General features: G+C 63.9%; 18 protein-coding genes and 1 tRNA gene. 7 read left to right on the top strand and 12 right to left on the bottom strand.

All coding sequences use genetic code 11. The annotated features are described in order from the left end of the window. Window positions 1-40: 40 nt before the first annotated feature. From D8896_RS01200 to D8896_RS01190, 3 genes are all read right to left on the bottom strand, one after another. Window positions 41-1057, bottom strand: coding sequence for a glycosyltransferase family 2 protein (locus D8896_RS01200; RefSeq protein ID WP_121820248.1), 1017 nt, complete (start codon window positions 1055-1057; stop codon window positions 41-43). A 70-nt stretch (window positions 1058-1127) separates the two neighbouring features. After that, window positions 1128-2207: a DUF1616 domain-containing protein gene (locus tag D8896_RS01195; protein WP_162991385.1), complete on the bottom strand. Its 1080-nt coding sequence runs from the start codon at window positions 2205-2207 to the stop codon at window positions 1128-1130. A gap of 81 nt (window positions 2208-2288) precedes the next feature. Next, window positions 2289-3260: a glycosyltransferase family 4 protein gene (locus D8896_RS01190; protein WP_121820246.1), complete on the bottom strand. Its 972-nt coding sequence runs from the start codon at window positions 3258-3260 to the stop codon at window positions 2289-2291. A gap of 556 nt (window positions 3261-3816) precedes the next feature. Between D8896_RS01190 and D8896_RS01185 the strand changes: the two genes are divergently transcribed. Together D8896_RS01185 and D8896_RS01180 are read left to right on the top strand one after the other, a co-directional pair. Continuing rightward, entirely contained in the window at window positions 3817-5295 is a 1479-nt protein-coding gene (locus D8896_RS01185) for a lipopolysaccharide biosynthesis protein (protein WP_121820245.1), read from the top strand. Between the two features lie 183 nt (window positions 5296-5478). Further along, window positions 5479-7452, top strand: a complete 1974-nt coding sequence (locus tag D8896_RS01180; protein ID WP_121820244.1) for a hypothetical protein — start codon at window positions 5479-5481, stop codon at window positions 7450-7452. Between the two features lie 68 nt (window positions 7453-7520). Here the strand turns inward: D8896_RS01180 and D8896_RS19075 are convergent, their stop codons facing one another. Further along, window positions 7521-9248, bottom strand: a complete 1728-nt coding sequence (locus tag D8896_RS19075; RefSeq protein WP_162991384.1) for a right-handed parallel beta-helix repeat-containing protein — start codon at window positions 9246-9248, stop codon at window positions 7521-7523. 699 nt (window positions 9249-9947) lie between these two features. Between D8896_RS19075 and D8896_RS01165 the strand changes: the two genes are divergently transcribed. Further along, window positions 9948-10967, top strand: coding sequence for a glycosyltransferase family 4 protein (locus D8896_RS01165; RefSeq protein WP_240451991.1), 1020 nt, complete (start codon window positions 9948-9950; stop codon window positions 10965-10967). 168 nt (window positions 10968-11135) lie between these two features. Further along, window positions 11136-11690 (top strand): metal-dependent hydrolase, encoded by a 555-nt coding sequence (locus D8896_RS01160; RefSeq protein WP_121820240.1) that lies wholly within the window; start codon window positions 11136-11138, stop codon window positions 11688-11690. A gap of 114 nt (window positions 11691-11804) precedes the next feature. Here D8896_RS01160 and D8896_RS01155 read toward each other — a convergent pair whose 3' ends face one another. Beyond that, complete coding sequence (locus tag D8896_RS01155) at window positions 11805-12986, bottom strand: glycosyltransferase family 4 protein (protein WP_121820239.1); 1182 nt, start codon at window positions 12984-12986, stop codon at window positions 11805-11807. A 185-nt stretch (window positions 12987-13171) separates the two neighbouring features. Here D8896_RS01155 and D8896_RS01150 point away from each other — a divergent pair, with 185 nt between their 5' ends. Beyond that, window positions 13172-13591 (top strand): ribbon-helix-helix protein, CopG family, encoded by a 420-nt coding sequence (locus D8896_RS01150; protein WP_121820238.1) that lies wholly within the window; start codon window positions 13172-13174, stop codon window positions 13589-13591. Here the strand turns inward: D8896_RS01150 and D8896_RS01145 are convergent. Next, on the bottom strand, window positions 13588-14043 hold the full coding sequence (locus tag D8896_RS01145; RefSeq protein ID WP_121820237.1) for a DUF5814 domain-containing protein: 456 nt from the start codon (window positions 14041-14043) through the stop codon (window positions 13588-13590). The genes D8896_RS01150 and D8896_RS01145 overlap by 4 nt on opposite strands. A 320-nt stretch (window positions 14044-14363) precedes the next feature. Between D8896_RS01145 and D8896_RS01140 the strand changes: the two genes are divergently transcribed. Continuing rightward, entirely contained in the window at window positions 14364-15680 is a 1317-nt protein-coding gene (locus D8896_RS01140; RefSeq protein ID WP_375137048.1) for an MFS transporter, read from the top strand. A gap of 49 nt (window positions 15681-15729) precedes the next feature. Here D8896_RS01140 and D8896_RS01135 read toward each other — a convergent pair whose 3' ends face one another. The 5 genes from D8896_RS01135 to D8896_RS01115 all read right to left on the bottom strand — a co-directional run bounded on the left by D8896_RS01135 (window position 15730) and on the right by D8896_RS01115 (window position 20903). After that, a complete protein-coding gene (locus tag D8896_RS01135; protein WP_121820235.1) occupies window positions 15730-16947 on the bottom strand; it encodes a Tm-1-like ATP-binding domain-containing protein in 1218 nt (405 codons plus the stop codon). Beyond that, a complete protein-coding gene (locus D8896_RS01130; RefSeq protein ID WP_121820234.1) occupies window positions 16944-17390 on the bottom strand; it encodes a cupin domain-containing protein in 447 nt (148 codons plus the stop codon). The genes D8896_RS01135 and D8896_RS01130 overlap by 4 nt, the downstream gene beginning before the upstream one ends. Beyond that, a complete protein-coding gene (locus D8896_RS01125; RefSeq protein WP_121820233.1) occupies window positions 17387-18223 on the bottom strand; it encodes a phosphoenolpyruvate hydrolase family protein in 837 nt (278 codons plus the stop codon). Before D8896_RS01125 ends, D8896_RS01130 begins: the two co-directional genes overlap by 4 nt. Window positions 18224-18373: 150 nt before the next feature. Beyond that, window positions 18374-19735 (bottom strand): hemolysin family protein, encoded by a 1362-nt coding sequence (locus D8896_RS01120; protein WP_121820232.1) that lies wholly within the window; start codon window positions 19733-19735, stop codon window positions 18374-18376. Between the two features lie 145 nt (window positions 19736-19880). Continuing rightward, on the bottom strand, window positions 19881-20903 hold the full coding sequence (locus tag D8896_RS01115; protein ID WP_121820231.1) for an alcohol dehydrogenase catalytic domain-containing protein: 1023 nt from the start codon (window positions 20901-20903) through the stop codon (window positions 19881-19883). A gap of 159 nt (window positions 20904-21062) precedes the next feature. Here D8896_RS01115 and D8896_RS01110 point away from each other — a divergent pair. Next, a tRNA-His gene (locus D8896_RS01110) sits at window positions 21063-21135 on the top strand. 83 nt (window positions 21136-21218) lie between these two features. Here the strand turns inward: D8896_RS01110 and D8896_RS01105 are convergent. Beyond that, a complete protein-coding gene (locus D8896_RS01105; RefSeq protein ID WP_121820230.1) occupies window positions 21219-22046 on the bottom strand; it encodes an HNH endonuclease in 828 nt (275 codons plus the stop codon). Between the last annotated feature and the right edge of the window lie 464 nt (window positions 22047-22510).

Below are 22510 nucleotides of genomic sequence, written 5' to 3'. Positions count from 1 at the left end.
TCCTTTTGGGTCCCGCATCACCGAGCTCGTTGGGGTTCGATTATACCTCCGAGTCTTCGATCCAGCTTTCGTCAAGATGGTCGTTGTCGATCCTATCAAAGACCATCGCCAGAACGAGCAGCAGGCCAGCCACTAATCCGTTGTTCACAGTCGTTGACAGCTGGGGCCCGTCCTCCGAACGAGCCGCGTTGAACGACTGGAGGGCAAAAGCGATACTTCCGACGGCACCAAAGCCGTACAGCAGGACGAGCGGGTGGAAGTCCCTCAATACGTACTTTGTTTTCAACCGCCAGAGGAAGTTTCGCAGTAGCATCCCGGAGACGTGGGGAACATATGTAAAATAATTTATATTACTCGATTCGTCCTCGTAGCTGATAGGCAGCGGCACGTCGACGACTGTCATCCCCGCCACGTTGAGTCGGACCAGAATGTCGTTGCAGTACCCGTAAAATTCGTACATTCGATCGGTTTCGATCGATTCGAGCGCCTCGCGGGAGATCGCCGTGTACCCGTTCTGTGAATCGCTGATCGTCCAGTACCCGCTGGCAACCTTCGTGAGAAACGAGAGCATGGCGTTGCCAAAGAGACGGAATCGGGGCACGTTCTCCCGGTCCTCCGCCGAGAGGAACCGGTTGCCCTTTGCGTAGTCGGCCCGTCCCTGTACGATCGGTTCGAGAAGCGATTTCAGCAGCGTTTGGTCCATTTGATCGTCGCCGGCGATAACGGCCGTCACGTCCATCTCGTCGGCAAGTGCGGAGAGATATCCGGTCTTGATCGCACCGCCGACCCCCCGGTTCGTTTCGTGACGTATCGGGATGACTCGTCCCCCGGTAACCAGGGTACCCCGACCCGACAGGTGTCGGTCCACTTCGGCGTGCCCGTGTTCGTTCAACCGTTCCGCTGCCCCCCTGATCTCCTCCCAAGTGTTGTCGGTCGACGCGTCGTCAACCACGTAGATGCGGTCAACAAACGATGGCATCTTCCGGATCACGTGCCCGACGTGGTCGGCTTCATTGTAAGCCGGTACGACGACGCCGACCGTTCTGCCTTCGTACATCGAGAATCTTCGAACTGGTAGCATCGGAGCACCCATAGTTATTGATTGCTAAGGACACCACAACGCCGTATTACGATCGGGAACCGTGAATACTCGAATATTTATAAGCGGTGTTCGGCACAAAAGACAGGGAAATCGGGGATGAAACTGGGACCGTGCGTTCGTTCGGAAGAGAAACACGGTTCGATGGCTCGGAGACCGAGATCCGCAGGTGAAGCGCACCGTCGGCGCTTTCGCGGTCGGGTGCGCCGGCAGGAGAGTCCTCGTAGAACAGGTAGACGAGACGGTAATCACCGCTGGTCGACAACGACGGTGAGCGACGGACCGTACGCGAGCCGCCAGCCTCAACCGGAACGTGGAACCGATCGCGTCGTATCACCCGACCCGACGGGGACTCATCTGTCCCAGTTAGTCGCTCGACTCGGACAACCACGGTGTAGTTTACCGCTTGCCCCTCGTGGTTCCGTATGCGAACGGAGAGCGACTCGTTCTCGCCCGCGGTGAACTGGCCCGGGTAGTCGGTGGCAGCTAGATCACCGTCCGGTTGCTCCACCAGTAGTTGATACTCCGAGAACGGCTCCGACGCCGGCGGGCCGAACGGTTGAAACACCACTACTGACGCCGCGAGAATCACGCTGAGGACGACCATGAGGTTCAGGAGCGTCAGTTTCGGTTGCTCGGACCACGTGCGTTCGGGAGTGGGGGTCGGTATCGCGTTGAGCAGCCCGGTAGGCCGATCTTCGGGCGGCACTCGTCGGTGCCCCGTCGCCGCGGCCGCGGTGAACAGAAGGGTCACCGCAGCGATCCCGCTCACAATCGACAACTCGCTGATCCCGGACGGGAGCAGGGTCACAGCGAGCGTGACGACTGCCACTACCACTACGCTCGTCACGACCGAGAGAGCGAACCGCTCGACCGGGCTGAGGGCTCGTTGATGAAACGAGTCCGCGACGGACTCGCTCGTCCGAACCGCCTCCGGCCGCGTGCGAGGAAAGAGCACAAGGGTGATCGGATACCCGGGAACGAACAGGAACACCGGAACGCCGACCAATAGCTGAATCACGGACGTGAACTGAACGTGGTCGGAGACGAGCGCTACGGTGAGTAACGCCCCGATAAAAAGGATCCCCGCGGCGAGGTCGGTGAACATCGGGGGCCAGGGTTCGGTATCAGTCATGACAGCGAGTGTGCCATGTGGTAGTTCCGGTCGACCGCGGAACGGGCCTGCGGTTCATCGTTCATCTCGTATGAGTCGGGACCCTTCCCGCTGGAAATCCGGGAGGACGTCGTCGTACACTGTGAGGAGGTCCCGGGTCATCCGATCCAGGCTAAATTCGTCGATCCGCTCTCGACCGGACGAGCGCTCATCACTCTCCAGAACGTCCCCGAGGCTCGCGACGAGTTCGTCGTCCGCGTCACAGACGTGGCAGTTGTCGACTCCGAGTGTCCGCTCCCTGACGTCGCCGACATCAACGGAGATGATCGGGAGATTGCAGGCGAGCGCTTCCCTCACTGAATTGGGGGAGCCCTCCGTTTTCGAGGTGAGAAGCAGCGCGTCAGCGGCGTTCATGTACACCGGGATCCGCTCGTGTGCGACGCCGTGGACGGCGTGAAGTTCGACGTCGGAACTGATTCGCTCGGCGGTCGTATCAACGACCGCTTTCGCACGGGGGTAGTTCTTGAGTTCTCGGCCCGGGTCGTACGGGAACAACACGTGTTTCGCGTCGGGATTCCACCCGAGTTCGGCTAGCGCCTCGTCACGTGGGAGCGGCCTGAACCGGTCCGTGTCGACCCCGTGTCGAATGATGTAGGTCGGACGATCAAGACGGCCGGCCATCTCCTCGGACATCACGATCACCGCGTCGGCGTACTCGGCACAGAGTTTGTTGATCCGGCTGTACTGCCCGAAGAGTTCGGTCCCCCAGAACCAGAGAACCACCGGTCGCTTCGGTTGTGCAATGGCTGCGGGAGCGGTGAGTCCATAGTTCGCCTGAACGATATCGAAGTCAGAACCAACCGCTCGGCGGATCGTACGGCCGTAAAACCGGACGTACTCTTTCAGGGTCCGTTCGCCCTTCACTCCGGGAACGGAGACGGTCGTACACGAGATACCGTTCCCTTCGAGCACCCGGATCTGTTGCTCGAAGAAGGGTCGGGGAGTGGTGACGAGCTGAAGCGTTCGCAGCGTCGGTTCGTTCGACATGTAGATCTCTTCCCGTCCGGCATCGAATCCGAGTCCCCGACGAGCGGTCGGTCCGCTATCAGGACCCGAGGCGATCGCTTGGGAACCTGTTCAAGACATTGTTCGTGCGCACTTTGTTATTGAATCGCTACTCCGCATAACGTAGACTTATGCAACTGGCCGTCACAGCGGTGGGGTCGGGATCGTTGGCTGCGTGACTTCGACGGATCGGCTCCCGAAAGGGAAGACGGTGTTCTCACCCAGTCAGAGCCGAGTCGCGTGAACGGGGAGATAGACACGTCGACCCCGCTACGGAGGCTCATCTTCACACACCCGGACGGAACGTAATGGGACCGATCTCCGGCGTACCGACAGAATAACAAAACCGTCCGGATGCCTGGAGTCGTGTACAGGCTGGTAGACATGGCTGTCTTTCTGACACGACTGACTCGGGCCGAAACGGAGGGTAGCGGTCAGCCCAGCCACCTCGTAACGGATCTGCAGCGGGGAGAAACGCGAACCGAGTGGACGAGGCCCGACTCCGTGTCGCGGGTCTCCCCGGACGGGAAGTAACACCGTGGGGCGGAGCCTGATCGAGGGGTTCGTTTCGATCCTCGGGTCCAGGCTGTTGGTTTCGGTGATCTCGATCGTCACGTTACCGTTCATCGTTCGCGTACTCGGTCCCGGTGGCTACGGTGACTACGCGTTCATCATGTCTGTCCTTTCGTTGAGCATAGTGGTCGTCAGTTCGGGAGTCACGGAAGGGGTACAGAAGTACATCGGTGAGAACCGCGACGCTACCGGATGGTACCCAAACGTGTTCGGATTCTACGCGAGGCTGGCGACAGTCCTCGCGGTCGCAGGCGCGGGCGGTGTGGTTCTCCTCACCGGGTCAGGGGTCGTCCAGCGCCTCTTCAGCGCGGAGCTGGAGGCCGAGTTCTACCTGTTGGCGGTCCTCCTCGTCGTGATTCAGTATCGGATGTTAGCGCGGCGGACGCTGATGGGCTACGGCCTCGAACGGTACTCCGAGACGCTCGAAGCGGTGAACGAAGCCCTTTCGAGAGGGGTCGGACTCGGACTCGCTGCCGTCGGCTACGGCGTCGTGGGGATGTTGGGCGGTATCGCGGTCGCGAACGTGGTGATCGCCGCGGTCGGCCTGTCGTTGGTTTTTCGCCGAGTGCCGGTACGGAGCGTCCTCACCCTCCCACCGAGCGATTTCCCGCGGGACGAACTACTCTCGTTCAACGTGCTCAACATCGTCCTCGTGCTCCTGACGATGTCGCTGTTTCACGTCGATATCGTAATGCTCCGAACGTTCGCGGGAAGCGAACAGACGGGGTACTACAAGGCGGCGCTGTCGCTCGCGGAGTACCTCTGGATCGTGCCGATCTCCCTTCAGACGCTGTTGCTTCACTCGGCCTCCACGCTCTGGAGCGACGAGGCGTACGAGCGTATCAACGAGTTAGCCGCGCAGGTCACACGGTACACGATGCTGTTTTCCGGGCTACTCGCGGTCGGGATCGCGACGTTAGCGGACCGGTTCGTTCCGCTGTACTACGGTTCCGACTTCGCGCCCGTTATCGGTCCGCTGATATGGTTGCTTCCCGGAACTATCGGCTTCGCCGCCGCGCGCCCGCTGATAGCGATCAGTCAGGCGCGGGGTAACCTCCTCCCGTTAATCGTCGCGACCGGGAGCGCATCCCTGCTCAACCTCGCGCTAAACGCGGCCCTGATCCCGCAGTACGCCATGGTCGGCGCGGCTGTCGCGACGAGCGTTGGTTACGGATCGATGCTCGTATTCCACGTAGTGACCGCCCGGCGTATCGGATACGACCCGCTCGGCGACGTCCGGGTCGGACGCGTCGTAGCGACGACCATCGTTACGGCGGCCGTCGTGGTTTCGCTCTCCGCAGCGATCACTGGGGACCTCCTAGCGCTCGTTCTCGTCCCCCTGGTCGGATTCGCAGTCCACCTGATCGCTGCCCTGCTCAGCGGCGCTATCGACGGGTGGGAGGTCCGGACGTTGCTGACGCGGGTCGGCGTCGTCTCCAAATGACGGGCTCAATCGCCCGTCCCCCCGTCCTTGCCACGGTGGTTGTCAGCCCGCACCGGTCGTCCTCGGCGGCCAGACAAGTCGGCCTTACCCGCTGTAACGTGGTCATTACAACCAACCGATACCGAATGTGGTGCACACGAGGATTGCGACCGCCCCAAGCCGGGGATCGTCGGGGGAGAACGCATGAGAAGCGTACGGGAGAAGCTCGAACGGCTGGTCGAGGCCGAGACCGACGTGCTCGCCGCAGCGGTCGGCTTCGTCCTCTCGGTGGCGCTCCTCCCGCTCGGATTCGTCACCACGGACATCCTCGTGCAGGGGATCCCGACCGCCCTGGGCGTCGGGTGTTTGCTCTATCTCCTCGCGGTACGATCTGACTCGCGGACGTCATCACGAACCGCGGGCGTCGCGTCGTTTCGGACGACGGTTCCAGTCTCGAGGCTGGTGCCGCGGTTCGTCGTTGTCGGCTTGTCGAGTCTGGTCGTCATCGCGGCCGCGGCCGGCGGTCGGCCCGTCGCGTTTCACCTGGTCGCCGGCACCGTCGGGAGCCTTGTGCTGGCCCAGATCGTCTTCGCAAGCGTCGAGGAGCTCGACTATCGGGTCGTCCTCGTCGAAATCGTCGCTCTCGCGGTCGTCGTGCGGTACGCGGGGCTGTTGACCACCCCAGGGTTCATCGGATTCGACAACTGGACGCACGTGACAAGCTACGCCGCCGCGATCCAGGAAACGGGGTCGCTCTCTGCCATCTCAGGGGTGAAGTACTACACTGCGCCGTTTTATCACCTTCTGACGGTCGCCGCTGCCGAACTGTTCGACGTCTCGCTCCGGGCCGCGCTCTATCTCGGTATCGGACTCGTCATGCCACTTTCTGTGTTGTTCGTGTACGCGACGACGCGGTACGTCACGGGCGTCAGGTGGGCGCTGTTCGCGACCGCGCTGTTCGCCGGGTCCGATTACGTCATCTACTGGGGGCTCTACATCAGCACGACCAGCCTCGGCCTGGTCTTCTTTCTCGCCGTCCTGTTTTTCCTCACCCGAGCGCTGTACACGGAGGTCGACCGGGTCGACTTCGCCCTGCTGGCCGCCTTCAGCATCGTCGTCGCACTCACGCATCAGGTGTCGGCGTTCATCACGCTCGTCTTCCTCGGAACGACCACCGTCGTCCTGTTCGCGGCCCGGTTCGTCGAGGGGATGAGCATCCCCAGCGACGAGCGGTACCTACTGGGTGCGTTCGGCATTTTCCTGGCTTTTGTCCTGGTCCAGTGGGCCGTCACGCCGTGGCTCGGCGGCCTCTTCATCACTGGCGTCATCGAGATCTCACAGCGGTGGATCTCGGAATCGGTCGGGTTCCTCAATCTGGTGCAGGACGTTCCGACTCGGGGCGGCGAGCCGGTGTCGACGGGGGTCGTGGCCCGGATCGCGGCGTACGTGGACAAGATCGGGTTCTTCCTCCTCCTGGCGGTCGCGGCTTACGGCTGTCTGACGATGCTCCAGCGCGACCGATCCGTCGCGACGTACACCTTCATCGGCGCGATCACGGCCACGATGGTGTTCCTGATGGGGCTCCCGCTGTTCGGCTTTCGGTTCCTGGTCCCTCCCCGCTGGTACGCGTTCATGTACGCACCGATGGTCGTCGTCGGTGCCGCCGGAATCAGGCACTTCGTGATCCGCCTCGGAGCCCACGACGTCGCCGTCGTCCTCATCGTCTTTCTGTTGGTGTTCCCAACGGCGATGATGGTCTCCCAGCCCGCGACTATCGACAACCCGACGTTCGAACGGCAGTGGCAGAAGTGGGCCCACACGGCTCCAGAAGTGGCCGCCGGCGAGACTTTCCACGAAACCATCCCGGCGGACGGGGAGCCGATCTACACGGACAACCCCTATTTCCGGGCACTCACCAGGGTCAACGAGGACCCCGAGAGACGCTTCGAGGAAGAGTACTCGTTTTCGGCCTACATGTTCACTGTGACCGACGACGGTCAAGTGACCCCGGAGGAGAGCCCGGTCGTCTACCGCGCGTACCAGTCCGAAGGTCGTCCGGTGTATCTGGGTCCGGATGGGTTCCTCACTACCGGACGACTCCCGCAGGAACGGGTCTGTCCGCGGGATCGTAACTACGTGTACACGGCCGAAGACGTCGTCATGTGCACTACGCCATGAGGCGGTGGCCGCGCCGACCGCCACGGAGTGACTGCCCACAGGAAGAGAGCCTGATCGGGTAACGGCTCCTATCGAGGATGGCCGATTCCGGAACCGGGGTCGTCGGTACCGTAGTGGTTCTCGGAGTGCGACACGTTCGTCCACTCGCTGGGCCCCTTCTGGACGATCGCCGACTGGTTGTCCCCGGTGTTGCCCGCCTCCGGGGCGTTAGAATTGTAGAACCAGTTGTGGTGGATGTCGGCCACGTCGTCGGGGCTGCCCTGGACCATCACCTGGATGGCTGGCTCGCCGCTAGGGTACCAGGACGCCGTCGCATCCTCATGGTACGTCGCCGCCTCGACGGTGTTGTGATGGATCTTCGTCGTCGTTCCGCCCGGTTCGTGAACGTCGATCACGTGACCGATCGCGTCCGGGCCGAAGTGGTTATACCGGCACGTGTAGCCGTTCTCCCCGTTAGACATGACACCGTGCCGAGTGTAGTTGATGTAGTTGTACTCGACGATCGGGTGCCCAACGGTGGTCTCGACCCCGTATCCGTACCCCGACAGGGAGCAGTGATGGATGTGACTGTGACTGACGTTCGTGTCGCTCCCGGCGCGGACGCCGGCGTACCTGAACCCGGACACCTCGCAGTTGTCGATCTCGACGCCCGACGATCCCTTCGCGTCGATACCGATGGAGAGACTGCGGCTAGAGTCGGAGCTGTGCTGCGTGTGCGGGCCGCTGATCTGCACACCAGTGACGCGGGCACCGTTGGCCGCTGCGAGGAAGGGCCACAGCGCGCTCTCGGTCCTGATCTCCCCACCGGACGATCCGTCGATCCCGCGGTCCGACGCCAGCGTAACGCCGGACGGAACGTCCAGGCGGCGGTCGAGCGTGATCGTCGAGTCGCCGCGGACGTAGACGACATCGCCGCTCGACGTGGATCCGAGCGCGTTCACGAGTTCGCTACTCGACGAAACCACCACCGACGCCTCCGACTGAGGTACGGTGTTCGAGTAGTTATCTCCACCGCCGACGACCGTGTTCGAACCAGACCCCGAATCCGAATCCGAATCCGAATCCGAATCCGAATCGGAACTGGACTCGTCGGTGGAGGACTGTACCGATCCCAACGGCGAGATGGTTATCTCCAGGTCCGACGCGGACGCACCCTCGTAGGCGAAGTCGAGGATACCCCACATCTCCTCGGACGTCTCCCAGCGGAAGGTGTCACCGTATGCGGGCGGGGTTCCACTCCCGGTTCCGGTCTGGCCCTCGATCCGGTAGTGGCCGTCGCTGACCTCAGTGACGACGTCGTCGTCCTCGGCCAACAGGCGGCTTTCGACCTCGTCGTCGCTCGTCACCACTTTCGGCGGGTTCGCTGCTGCGACGTCGATCGTGTAGTGCGTGTAGGTCTGGCTGAGCGAGGAGAGGGATAACTCGATCTGCGAGAGCCCGGAGTCGTCACCTCCCGTCGAAGCGAGAAGTTCGGATACGGTCACCTCCTCCCCGTTGAGGTACAGCGTCCCCACGCCCTTCGAGAAGTCGAACTGGGTGACCTCTCCGGAGAACCGGTAGCTGTCCCTGCCGCCCCAAACCTGCCCTTCGGCGGAGCTTCCTGAGATCTTGTCGTTACTGTTGATCGATGCGTCGGAGTCCGTGTTCTTCTCGAGTTCGCCGCTGACGGTGAACTGATAGCGCGCTTTCCCCTGGTCGCCGTGGATCGTCAGGACGTTCGTGGGGTCGCTCTGCGACGCAGAGGCGTTGTTGGATAGAAGGGCGGCGGAACCGATGACCGCACCAGCCGTTTTCATGTATCCTCTTCGCGAAGTACTGTTTGTTCCGCGATCACTTTCCGAATTTAGGCTTAACTTACTGTCCGTACCACGTTCCTTATCTTCTGGCACACCAGAGAGAATTGAGTTTTTACTGAAAAATATTATTCCGGTTTAGCCTCATTTAGTCAGGGTTGATTACTGTTGCTACCTTTTTGTCTCTCAATTCCGCCTCATCTGCATTACTTTACTTACCATGAAGTGTACTTTCAACGATGGGCTATCGAGAGTTCCTGTCCGTCGGCCGGTTTTGAACTCGGTTTCCCACCGCAGATCGCTCGTAAGCAGTCCTTACCGGGTGAAATCCGCACACCGGTTCCGGAAACGCGCACGACGACCAGACCCCGGTCGCGTTGCACCGGCTGCTTCGTTTCGTAGGGATTGCGAACCAGTGGGAGTAGTTCGACCGAGGCGCGAACCAGCCACCAGATCCGCAGCGACACCGACCCGGCCACACTACGCGGAACATAACCAAGATGCGTGCTCGGCTAAATCCCGATCCCGAATCAGCCCACATGACAGCCAGTCGACCTTCGCGAGCGCGGGAACGCAAACCCGAGGAGAAACGAAGCGGGAACGCGGATCGTGGCGGATAGAAGTGTCGGTGCGGAGAGGGCGGACCGGCCCACGGCGAACGACGTGACCGTCACCGTCGTCACGACGGCCGATGACGGCGGGATGTTGCACTACTGTTCGCAGACGGCAAACGCCCTCTCCCGGATCGCCGACGTCTCCGCCATCGTCGGCAGCGGGGCGGACCGATCGCTGTTCAAGAGCGATGTAACCGTCGAGGAATTCGATTTCCCGCGGTCGGTATCGGAACTGCGACCGAGTGTCGTCCGGATGTGGACCAGACTGTACCGGCGGTTATCGGACCGTGGGGTCGACGTGGTCCACGCGACGATCCTGGACCCGCTCATCGTTCCCTCGTTACTCGCGCTCCGAGGACGACGGACGGTGTTCACGCTCCACGACGTGACCGACCACCCCGGCGAAAGGAAACTTCGCAAGGCTATCACCCGTTCGTTGCTCGTCCGTAGCGTCGATCGAGTCGTCGTCCACGGGGAGTACAACGCCGCGGCGTGCGAACAGCGGTTCGGTATCGGCGACCGACTCGTCCGGATCAACCACGGCGACTACTCGTTTTTCCGCCGGTACTGTGACTCGGCTCTCCGCTACGACGACTCGCTGCTGTTCTTCGGACGGATCCGCCCGTACAAAGGCGTCGATACGTTGCTCGAGGCGAACCAACACTTGGCGGAATCGGTCGACGAGTACTCCATGATCGTCGCGGGAAACGGGCCGCTGGACGACGAGAACGCTGCTGACGAGCACGTGACAGTGCGCAACGAGTTCATTCCGAACGAGACCGTCTGTGAACTATTCAGTCGGTGCCGAGCCGTTGTCCTGCCGTACAGAGAGGCATCACAGTCGGGTATCGTTCCGATCGCGTACTCGTTCAAGAAACCGGTGATCGCGACGGCGGTCGGCGGATTGCCGGAAGTCGTCGACCACGGGAAGACGGGGCTGCTAGTCGAACCCGAGAATCCGGAGGAACTGGCCACCGCGTGCGCCTCGCTACTGAAGGATGCCGATAAGGCGAAGACCATGGGTCGGAACGGGTACGAGTTCAAGAACCGACATATGGACTGGAAGAGTATCGGTGAGCGGTTGCTGCACGAAGCGTACGGCGAGTAGTAGACAGCCGTGGCTCGACTGATGGCGTTTCGGACAGCGGACGGCACGTTGCGTGGACCGCTATCGGGAGCGACCCCACGACAGTCCAGGTCGTTACACTCGGCCGGCGAACCGCTACCTACGCCGCCTTGACCCTAGACTGATTTCCGATCACGGGCTAAGATTACCATGTTACCGACGGGACACGCGGCGGTGGGGTATCTGGCGTACTCGTTGCTGTGTCGGCACGGCGGAGGCAGGCCGCCGACCGGACCCGCGACGCTCGTCGCCCTCTTCGGGACGCAGTTGCCTGACCTCGTCGACAAGCCGCTGGCTTGGCTGTTCTTCGTACTCCCAACCGGGCGAACGTTCGCACACTCCCTGCTCACTGCGGGAGTCGTGCTCGGCGGCCTCTGGTATCTCTTAGCTCCGACTGATCGCAGATATGTGATTCCGCTCGGTGTCGGGTGGGTTTCCCACACGGCGATGGACGTCGTTCCGGCGATCGCTCTCGGGGACGAGACGGTCCTCGGAACGCTTCTGTGGCCGGTGACGTCGGTCCCGCCGTACGACACGGAGCTTTCGTTCGTGGCACGTCTCTCTCTGGTCGAACACGGTCCGTTCGTTTTGCTCGATTTCGCGTTGGTCGCCCTCGCGTTCGTCGTTTGGGACCGTGACGGGCGTCCGGGGTTGGCAACCCTTCGGTCCGCGCTGTCCGTCGTCGTACACCGCATCACGGGGTAACCGATCGTCGTCCGACCGGAGTCGTTTCGACCACGTCATTACGGCCCCGACAGTCGACACCCGTGCGTCTCGGTCGGTCGGATCGATTGCAGGGCGGATCAGTTGCGAGGCAGATCACTCTTGTCGGTCAGACCCGGGGGCCAACCGTCGGTAGAGTGCGAGTAACGTTTCGCACTGCGACTCCCAGTTGTAGCGGTCGAGGGCTGCCTCGTGTCCGTTTCGGCCGAGCTCGGCACGACGGTCGGGATCGTCCGCGAGTTCGGCCATCGCCGTCGCGATCGCCTCGGGGTCGTGTGGGTCGACTGCGACGCCGAAACCGATGTCTGCGACGAACTGTTCCCACTCCCCTACATCGGACACGATGACCGGGAGAGCAGTAGCCATGTACTGGAAGAGCTTGTTCGAACGGTGAACCGCATCGGTCTTGTTCGGGTCGGGATGGAAGCACATGAGCCCGACGTCCGACCGCCGAAATAGTTCGATCATGTCGTCGAACGTCGGTAACCACCCGACGAGTCGGACCCGGTCGGTCTCCGCCGCGCGACGCTGAATCCGCTCCCGGATCCCGTCCGAGGCGTACTCGCCCCCGAGGACGAGCGAAACGTCGTACCGGTCCGGGAGCCTGTCGACCGCATCGATCAGCGTCAGGATACCCCTGTACTCAGCGAGATGCCCGCAGTAGACGAACTGGGTCGGCTCCCCGTTGTCTTCGTGTCGACCCTTCATCGACGTCCCTTCGGCCAGTCCGCGTCGAGGGTAGTTCGTCACCACGGTCACCTCATCGTTTGAATCGAAGCGTTCGAGCAAGTCGGGGGAGGCGACGATGACGGCGTCGAGTAACCGTGTCAACGTGAGTTCCACCGCCGAGGCGACCGTCGCGAAGTGGGAGTTCACCGGGTCGGGAAGGAACTCCTTGTGCGTCAGTGCGTCCTCGACGTTCTCGTGGACGTCGTAGACGACGCACCCATCGGAGACGGCCCCGAGGAGACCCCCGAGCGGAAGTAATTCGACGCTGTGGAGGTGGTAGACGTCGTAATCCGTGCCCCACAACATGTGCATGAGCTTCACCACGAAGAACAGCCGCTCGCGGATCGACGGAATGGAACCCGAGGCGTGATCGGCGTATGTGACGGCATCGACCGGACAATCGTCGGCGAACGGAGTGTAGTAGGTGACATCGTACCCGGCCCGCTCAAGCGAGATCGCTTCCCGGTGAACGACCCGCGAATCAGTCGTATGGTGAGCCGTGGTGACGATACAGACCCGTGGGGCCGATCCCTGAACCGAGGGAGCCATTGGAGACAAGCCCGCCTGGATCCGTTTGGTTATTGGGTAGTTATCGGCCGAAGGCGGACACAAACCGGTCGTTTGTCGTTTGGATCAGTCGGAACGGTGAGGACGGTCGAGCGAGCCGATCGCAGCATTCCGTGGTGTCGTCTGACAAACGATTAAGTGGATTGGGATTAGATCCTCGGAGAGAGATGGGCAACAAGAACAAGACGATCTCCTTCCGCGTCAACGAGGACGCCTTCGAGACGCTCCGGGAGATCGCGGAGGAGCGCGACCTCTCGCTGTCGGCGGTGTTCCGCGACTACGTGGACACGCTCGTTGCCCACGACGGCAAGGTCCGGGTCGTTCCGGAGCACGAGCTAAACGAGGGGGAGGAAGACACCTCCGCGTTCCCGCCGAAAGTCGAGGTCCCGAAGAGCTTCGTCCGCGAACACGAGCGGCTCGAACTGGAGGCCGACCACCTCCGCGAACAGCTAGAGGAGCACAAACGCTACGTCACCGAACTCCGCGAACGCCTGGAGGAGCAAAGCGACGACGACGAGGACGTGATCCAGCTGGAGGAGCTAGACGACGAGGACGACGAGGACGAGCAGTCCTACCGGTTCACCTAACCGGAGAGCGTCTGCTTCTCCTCGCGGATCCGCCGGCGCATCTCGTCGTTGCCCTCGACATCGGCGAGTTCCTCGGCCGCCTCAAGCGTCCGCACGCCGTTGTCGAGGAAGGAGAGCACGTCGCCCTCGTAGGCGTACAGCATGTAGTCGTCGCCCATCACGTCGACGATGGCTGACGGGCCGAGGCCCTGCGCGCGCAGTTCCAGCAGATAGCGGATGAACTTCTCCTCCGGGTGGCCACAGTAGGGGTTGTTGTCGCAGTCGCAGTCGAGGAAGTCCTCCGCGAAGTCGAGCACCTTGTCGCGGGTCGCCTCGTTCAGCTTCTCCAGCCCGTCACCGGTGAACAGCACGTCGAGCGTCGCGCCCTTGAACGCCCCTTTCGGAATGTTCGTGTCCAGCTGGGAGCTGAGCTGGCGGTGGTTCTTGACGTAGATCTTGTCCGTGATCGCCACAGTTGCTCCGCGATACGGCAGCGGCGCGCAAAAGCCTCCCGGATGGACGACACGCGAGCCGCCGGCCCACGGGCCGTCGGGAATACGTCCTTAAGGAGGCAAAACACGATAGAGGATCGGGCGAACCGGGCATCGATCTCAGGGATACGGGACGATTGTCAACGCGTACCGTTTAGTAGTCTGCTTTTCTCTACCTAAACAGCCAAAATGAGTTCACTCGTCCAGAACAAATCCGTACCAACGACCATTATGGAACCGGGCACCCACTGGCCGGGTCGTGGGAACACGGTCACGGGGGGCGTCACATGGGCCTGATCCCGATGACGAAGTGGCGGACGCTGGTGCTCGCCACTGTCGGCTTTAATTTCTCCTTCCTCATCTGGTTCTCGTTCGCACCGTTCACGGGCCCGATGGCCGCGGAGTTCGGGCTGTCGACGGCGGAGATCGGGATCCTCGCGAGCGCCGCCATCTGGCTCGCGCCCTTCGGCCGGATGCTGACGGGGTGGCTCTCGGACAAGTACGGCGCGCCGACGGTGTTCGCCATCGTGCTCGCGTACGTCGGCGTCTTCTCGATGGCGAGCGCGTTCGCGCAGTCCTACACGGTCTTCTTCGTCGAGCGCCTGATCGTCGCGACAGCGGGGATCACGTTCGTCGTCGGCATCCAGCACGTCGCGGAGTGGTTCCCGGAGGAACAGCTCGGCACCGCCGAGGGGATCTACGCCGGCGTCGGCAACGCCGGCGCGGCGGGCGGCGCACTGATCCTCCCGCGGGCGTTCGGCCCGGAGTGGAGCGGGCCGCTGTTCCAGACGAACTGGCGGGCCGCCTTCTTCTACACGGGCGTCGTCTCGATCCTGCTCGCGGTCGTCTACTACGCGCTCGGCGAGGCGGCGAAGACCGAGGAGCGCCGGCAGGCGACCGCCGACAGCGCCACCCTCAAGCAGTGGGTCCACACCGCGACGCGCTACGGGACGGTCGTGGCCGCGCTGGCGTACGTGATGAGCTTCGGCCTCGAACTGTCGATGGCCAGCTGGCTGACGACGTACTACCAGCGGGCGTTCTCGACGGGGGACCTGGTGCTCGCGAGCACGTTCGCGGGGACGTTCTCGATCGCTGCGGGCCTCCTGCGTCCCATCGGCGGCTACGTCAGCGACGTGCTGGCGCGGAAGGAGAAGAACATCCTGCCCGTGTTCGAGGGACGCTACCGCGAGCAGTGGACGTTCCTCTCGCTGTGTTTCATCGTCGTCGCGATGCTGGGCATGACCGCCGCGGGCCTCTCCGGCGTGGTGCTGGTGACGGTCGTGGCCGGCTTCCTGGTGGGTATGGCCTGTGCGTTCGCCGAGGGAGCCATCTTCGCCCAGGTGCCCGCGATGTTCCCCAACAGTTCCGGCTCGGTCGCGGGCATCGTCGGCGGCGTGGGGACGGTCGGGGGCATCGTCTTCCCGCTCATCTACTCCGGGGCGGTGCTCGACCTCCCGAACCTCCACGTCGGCTACGCCATCGTCGCGGCGATCATGGTGCCTATCGTCCTGCTCAACGCCTGGGTGTACCGCCCGAAGATCGCCGAGCGCGCCACCGTCGACGGGCTCCTCGACTGGGGCGACGCCGGCGGCACGGAGAGCGCCCCCGGCGACGACTGACGCCACAGGGAACCGCCGGAGGCCGCGGACGGTCCGCGGCGCGTCCCACTCAGGCCCGCCCCGTCTCGCGCATGAGTTCGTCCAGCCGCCGCGCCATCGCCAGCGCGAACTCGTCGTCGTTGACGTCGGTCTCCATCTCGACGAGGTCCACGTCTTCGGCCAGATGCTCCCGGAGCGCGTCGAACAGGGCGGCGTCCGCCTCGGGGTCGTGGAACTCCTCGCCCGCCACGTCCAGCATGGAGACGCCCGAAAGCGGGAGGTACACCGCCACGGTGCCGTCGGCGTCGTTCAGCTTTCCGGCGATAATCTCGCCGATCGCTTCGGTCTCGTCGGGCGTCGTCCGCATCAGCGTCACCTGCGGGTTGTGCTCGTGGAACGTCCGGTCGGCGAACTCGTCGGGCACCGAGTCGGGCGGCCCGAAGTTCACCATGTCGAGCGCGCCGACGGAGACGACGTGGGGGATCCCGACCTCGCCGGGTGCGTCCAGCCGGTCCGGGCCGGCGTTGAGGACGCCGCCGACGTGCTCGTCGGCCCACTCGGTCGTCGTTACGTCGAGGACGCCGTCGATGACGCCCTGCCGGACGAGGTCCTCCATCGCCTTGCCCCCGGTACCGGTCGCGTGGAAGACGATGGTCTCGTACCCCTCCGATTCGAGGTACTCGCGGGCGGTCTGGACGCAGGGCGTCGTGACGCCGAACATCGTGAGCCCGACTGTCGGCCGCTCCTCGACGTCGACGTCGGCCTCGTTCGTCACCATGCCGACGGTCGCAAGCGCCGCGTTGGCGATGATCCGCCGCGAGAGCTGGTTCAGCCCCTCGACGTCGGCGACGGAGTACATCATCGTCACGTCGGTCGCGCCGACGTACGGCTCCACGTCGCCCGAGGCCATCGTCGACACCATCACCTTCGGGACGCCGACTGGCAGTTCGCGCATCGCTGTCGTGGCGATGGACGTGTTCCCGGAGCCGCCCAGCCCGAGGATCCCGTCCAGCACGCCGTCCTCGTGGAGTCGGGTTGCGACCTCGGCCGCGCCGCGACCCATGGCGTCCATCGCCTCGCCGCGGTCGCCCCGGTCGCGCAGGTCGTCGAGGTCGGCCCCGGCAGCCTCGGCCACTTCGGCGGCGCTGGTGTCCGGTTCGAACCCGGGATCGCCCATGACGCCGGTGTCGACCACGTGCACGTCGACGCCCTGCGCCGCGATCACGTCGCGGGCGAACGCGAACTCCTCGGCCTTCGTGTCCAGCGTGCCGACGAGGACGATACTCATGGCTCACCACCCGTCGACTCGCCGCGGTTCGCCGCCGGCAGTTCGCCCGGCGGGACGATCTCGCAGCCCGGGAGGTCCCGGAGCTCCGCCTCGGGTCCGGGCGGCGCGTACACCGCCAGCAATACGAGCGGCTCCCAGCCGGTGTTTGCCGTACCGTGTTCGACGCCCTCGGGGACGTAGACCAGTTCGCCCGGGCCGATCTCCCGGCGCTCGTCGCCGAGTTCCTGCTCGCCGGTCCCGCTGATCACGTAGAGGATCTCGTCGCTGTCGGGGTGGGTGTGTCGCTCGTGGCCCTTGCCGGGTTCGAGCCGCACGACGCCGGCGCTGAACCGCTCGCCGCCGGTCACGTCGGGCGTGCTCAGCCACTTCAGGACGCCCCAGTCGAACGCCTGGCTCTCCACGTCGTCGGGCGCGACGAAGCGCCCCGCGTCGGCGTTGCTCATCCGAGATCGATCCCCTTGAACTCCCGCGTCTGGTTCTCGATGGCCTCCTCGGTCGGGAGGCGCTCGATGCTGGACGCGCCGAAGAAGCCGACCACGCCCTCGGTGTGCTGCAGGACGTACTCGGCGTCGTCGGGCCAGGCGATCGGGCCGCCGTGGCAGATCACCATGACGTCCTCGTTCACCTCCTTCGCGGCGTCGTGGTGGGCCTGCACGCGCTCGGCGGCGGTTTCGAGGTCGAGCGCCGTCTCCGCCCCGATGTCGCCGGAGGTCGTCAGGCCCATGTGCGAGACGACCACGTCCGCCCCCGCCTCGGCCATCGTGCGGGCCTGCTCCTCGGTGAACACGTACGGGCAGGTGAGCATCCCCTGGTCGGCGGCCTCGCGGATCATCTCGACCTCCCTGTCGTACCCCATCCCCGTCTCCTCCAGGTTCTGCCGGAACCCGCTGTCCTCGTCGATCAGCCCCACCGTCGGGAAGTTCTGGACGCCCGAGAATCCCCGGCGCTTGAGGTCCTCGATGAACACGTCCATCTCCCGGAATGGGTCGGTCCCGTTGACGCCGGCCAGCACGGGCGTATCCTCGACGACGGGCAGCACCTGCCGCCCCATGTCGACGACGATCTCGTTCGCGTCGCCGTACGGCAGCAGGCCGGCGAGCGACCCGCGCCCGTTCATCCGGTAGCGTCCGGAGTTGTAGATGATCAGCAGGTCGACGCCGCCGCGCTCGGCGAACTTCGCTGACATCCCCGTCCCCGCGCCGGCACCGATGATCGGCTCCCCCGATTCCACTGTCTCGCGGAGCCGCGAAAGCGACTCCTCGCGGTCGAAGTGCATGACACTAGGTAGCGACCACCGCATCCATCATTAACGTTCGCCAACAATAGTTCGCGGCGGAGACGGCCAGCACCCCGGGAACAGCGTCGTCAGTCGGCCGGCGGGAACGACTCCGCCGGGAGAGTCGTGAAACCAGCCGGAGCGCCCCGCTCACTCCGCCGCCGGGTCGTCGCCGTCCAGTTCGTCGCCGGCGAGTTCATCGCCGTCCCGTTCGTGGACTCGCACCGTCGAAATGCGGCTCCCGTCGATGGCCGTCACCTCGACGACGAGACCGTCGATCTCGACGCTGTCGCCGCGCTCCGGCACGCGGTTGAGCCGTCCGAGCACCAGCCCGCCGATCGTTTCGACCTCCTCGCTTTCGAACGTCTCGTCGAGAGCGTCGTTGACGTCCGACAGCGAGACGCCGCCGTCGATGTCGTACCCCCCGTCGTCGCGCTGGCGTATCGAGTGTTCGCGCTCGTCCACGTCGAAGCCGTCCCGGAGGTCCCCGACGAGGGCCTCGACGACGTCCTCGACCGTCGCGATCCCCTCGAACGCGCCCCATTCGTCGATGACCGCGGCCATCTGCTGGCGGTCCTCGCGGAACTGCAACAGGAGGTCGCTGATCGCCATCGTCTCCGGAACGATGCGGATCTCGCGGGCGATGTCGTCGACCGTCTCGGCGTCACCGCCGTCCGTCGTCGCGCGCAGGATGTCCTTGACGTCGACGAAGCCGACCACCTGGTCGCCGTCGTCGGCGTCGAGCACCGGATAGCGCGTGTGGCCGGCCTCGAGGACGACCGACTGCAGTTCCGAGAGCGTGGCGTCGGCCCGAACGCTCACCACGTCCGGCCGCGGAACCATCACCTCTCGGACCGCGGTGTCGTCGAGGTCGAACACGCGCTCTATCATCCGCACCTCCGTCACGTCGATGTCGCCCTCCTCGCCGGAGCGCGTGAGTACCCGAAGTAGCTCCCGCTCGCCGAGCGTCTCGTCCGATTCGGAGGCGGGCGGGACGCCGAGCGCGCGCGTGAACGCGTTCGCCGTCCCGTTGAAGACGACGATCCCCGGATAGAGGATGTAGTAGAAGAACTTCATCGGCGGGGCGAGGAACAGCGAGAGGCGCTCGGTCTGGGCGATCGCGAGCGTCTTCGGCGCGAGTTCGCCGAAGACGACGTGCAGGAACGTGATGATGCTGAAGCCCACCGCGAAGGCGACGAGATGGATGAGGTTGGGCGGGAGCACCGGTTCCAGCGCGGGCTCGATGAGTGACGCCACGGCGGGCTCGCCGACCCACCCCAGCCCGAGCGAGGCGATGGTGATGCCGAGCTGCGTCGTCGCGAGGTAGTCGTCGAGGTTCGTCATCACCTCCTGTAGCGTCGCCGCGCCGGTCCGTCCCTCTTCAGCGAGCTGTTCGACCGACGTGCCCCGGATCCTGACAAAAGCGAACTCCGAGGCGACGAAAAAGCCGTTCAGCACCACGAGGATCAGCGCAACGACGAGTTGGCCGACCGAGAGTGCGACGTTTACCATCGGTAGGGGCCGGAAGTGCGACCGTTCAGTGTGTCCATACCCCCCTATCTCGCTCCACCTACTAAAACGTCGGAATGAGCCGGGGACGGCATGTCTGGGGCAAGCACCGACCGTCTCGATGCCGCGACAGGCCCACCCCGTTCCGTCACTCGCGGGCGTTCGTGACCACGATCTTGCCGACCGTCTCGCGGTCCTGCATCGCGGCGAAGGCTGCACCGGTCTCTGACAGGGGATACGTCCGGTCGACGGCCGGGTCGAGGTCCCCCGCCGCAACCAGGTCGACGAGCCGCTCCAGATCGGCCTGTGTGCCCATCGTGCTGCCGATCACCTGCTTGTGGCCCAGAAAGAGGTCGGGCACGTCTATCTCGGACCGGCCGCCCGCGGTGCGCCCGCAGACGACCATCCGCCCGCCGCGCCGGAGGAGGTCGAGCCCGAGTTCCGTGTAGGGGCCGCCGAGGTGGTTGACGACCGCGTCCGGATCGCCGACAGCACCGACCGATTCGCGGAGGTCGTCCGGATCGATTCCCAGCACCGTGTGGTCCGCGCCCAGCTCCGCGACGCGGTCGAGCTTCGCTGCCGACGACGAAGTGCCGACCGTCCGGACGCCGAGCACGTCGGCGAGCTGGACGCTCGCGACGCCCACCCCGCCCGTCGCGCCCGGCACGAACAGCAGGTCGCCCGGTTCGACCGAGGCCTGCCGAAGCATGTGATAGGCGGTCAGGTACGCCGTCGGCAGGGTCGCCGCCGTCGTCGCGTCGACGCCCTCGGGGATCGGGATCAGGCGGTCGGCCGCGACGCGTGCCGACGCCGCCAGCCCGCCGTGGTACAGCGAGAACGATTCGCAGCGGTTCTCCGGCCCCTCGCGGCAGAACCGACAGCGCCCGCAGGTCTGGTTCGGACAGAGCAGGACGCGGTCGCCCGGTTCAACTTCCGCGACTCCCGCACCCACCTCACTCACGGTTCCGGCCACGTCGAGCCCGCTTACGAACGGCAGGTCGTCGGCGTCGACCATCGCCGAGTCCCCCTCCAGTATCCAGAGGTCGTGGCGGTTGATCGAACACGCCTCCACGTCGACGACCGCCTCGCCGGGCCCCGGATCCGGCGTCGGCTGTTCGACGATCGACACCCCGTCCGGGCCGGTCAGTTCAGTGAAGGCCGCGGCGCGCATATCGTGGGATCGGCCGCCCGACGGATAGGATCGGGGGCCAACGAACCACCCGGTACAGGTTTCTTCGTCCGCGGCGCACCGTCCGGTACGTGGACGTTTGTCACCCACAGCTCGGAGCCGTAACGTATTTTAATTCCTCGTCTGTTACTCGTAGATGTGTCCGGGTTGGGGTAGTGGACTATCCTTCAGCCTTGTGGAGGCTGAGACGCGGGTTCAATTCTCGCACCTGGACCCTTAATTTATTCATATTCTACTAGAATTTAAACCAGACAGTGCGTCGTCTCGTGTCGGGTTCCGATTCGAGAGGCCGCCTGTTCAGTTATCACCGTCCCGCAATGCTCGGAGTCGTTCCGGAGATATCTTGCCGAACTCGGCTTTGCGGTGACAGTTGATACACAGCGAGACGACGTTATCGAGGAAATGCGCGTCCTCTCTGGTGTGGTCCGCGGATTCGATGAACGTTCGGACAGGGACGAGATGATGGACGTCGGGGTTTCGGCCGAGTTCGTCCGCGGACGTGTCACAGACGATACAGCGGTACCCATCTCGTTCGAGAGCCTGCCTTCGTACCGCACTCCAACCCGTCCCGTACGCACCGTTCCCGCCGCCGTTCCAGTTCGGATGCCCGTCACCGGTGAACGAATCGGACAACCATTGACGACGACAGTCCTCGCCGCAGACAGCGACCTCGCCTAAGTTGCTCGGATATCGGTCGATAGACTGCGCACAGACAGCACATTCGAGGGCTCGTTTTCCACCGTTCCACTGTGGATTCCGTTCGCCGGTGCGTTCGGGGACGACTCGCCACTGTTCCGTCTCGACACAGTCCGGGCAGTAGAGACCCGCCTTCTGCGAGGGGTAGTATTCGAACTTCGAATCACAAAGCGTGCATGCGGTTACTGACTTCCCGCCCCGGTAGTTCGGATTCTCGGTCCCGCTGTTCGAGGTTCCCTCATCAAGGCACGCTTGCGAGCAGTACGTCTTCTCGTAACTCGAATGAAATTCTGTCCGACATATCGGGCAAACCCGATTCGGCAGGGTTTCCCCGTGGACGCGACTGTGGTGGACGCGCAGTCCCCGTTCGGTTTCGAACGTTCGATTACACTGTGGACACGAGTCCGGCGTTTCGAGAGCGATGTTCATTGGTTCTCGCAGGCACGACAGCGCGCCTGCACCGGTGCAGGCGCGCAGATAACACTGGGTGCAGTAGCATCATCGACGAGGAGTACAAACCGACAGTCTGCGTCCGAGTTCCGTGTCGTGTTGTCTGTCCCGAGAGAACGGTGGACGCATGGTGTCGACTGCAACTGGTGACCGATCGGGGACACCTGACGTAGCGAAAGTTGGGTGGAACAGACGGAAGCCCTGAGTACCGATACACGTTCGTGGGGTGTACGATTCCGGCATGCCGGTTGCTGAGAGCCCGGGTCCATGCCGTTCAGTACACCCACCATACACCGGTTTCGAGTGTGGAGCGGGCAGTATCCGTCTTCTTGGACATGCTCCGGAATCGTACAACTAGCGTATTCTCCGGTAAGGAGGTGTCTCGGAGCCGGTTGTGCATCGATGGAGCACGAAAAGCCGACTGCAAAGACGAAACGTACGAA

The organism is Halostella salina, assembly GCF_003675855.1.
GTDB classification, from domain to species: Archaea; Halobacteriota; Halobacteria; order Halobacteriales; family Natronoarchaeaceae; genus Halostella; species Halostella salina.
The sequence above is the reverse complement of the archived record's forward strand: the minus strand, read 5'-3'. Positions and strand labels throughout refer to the sequence as shown.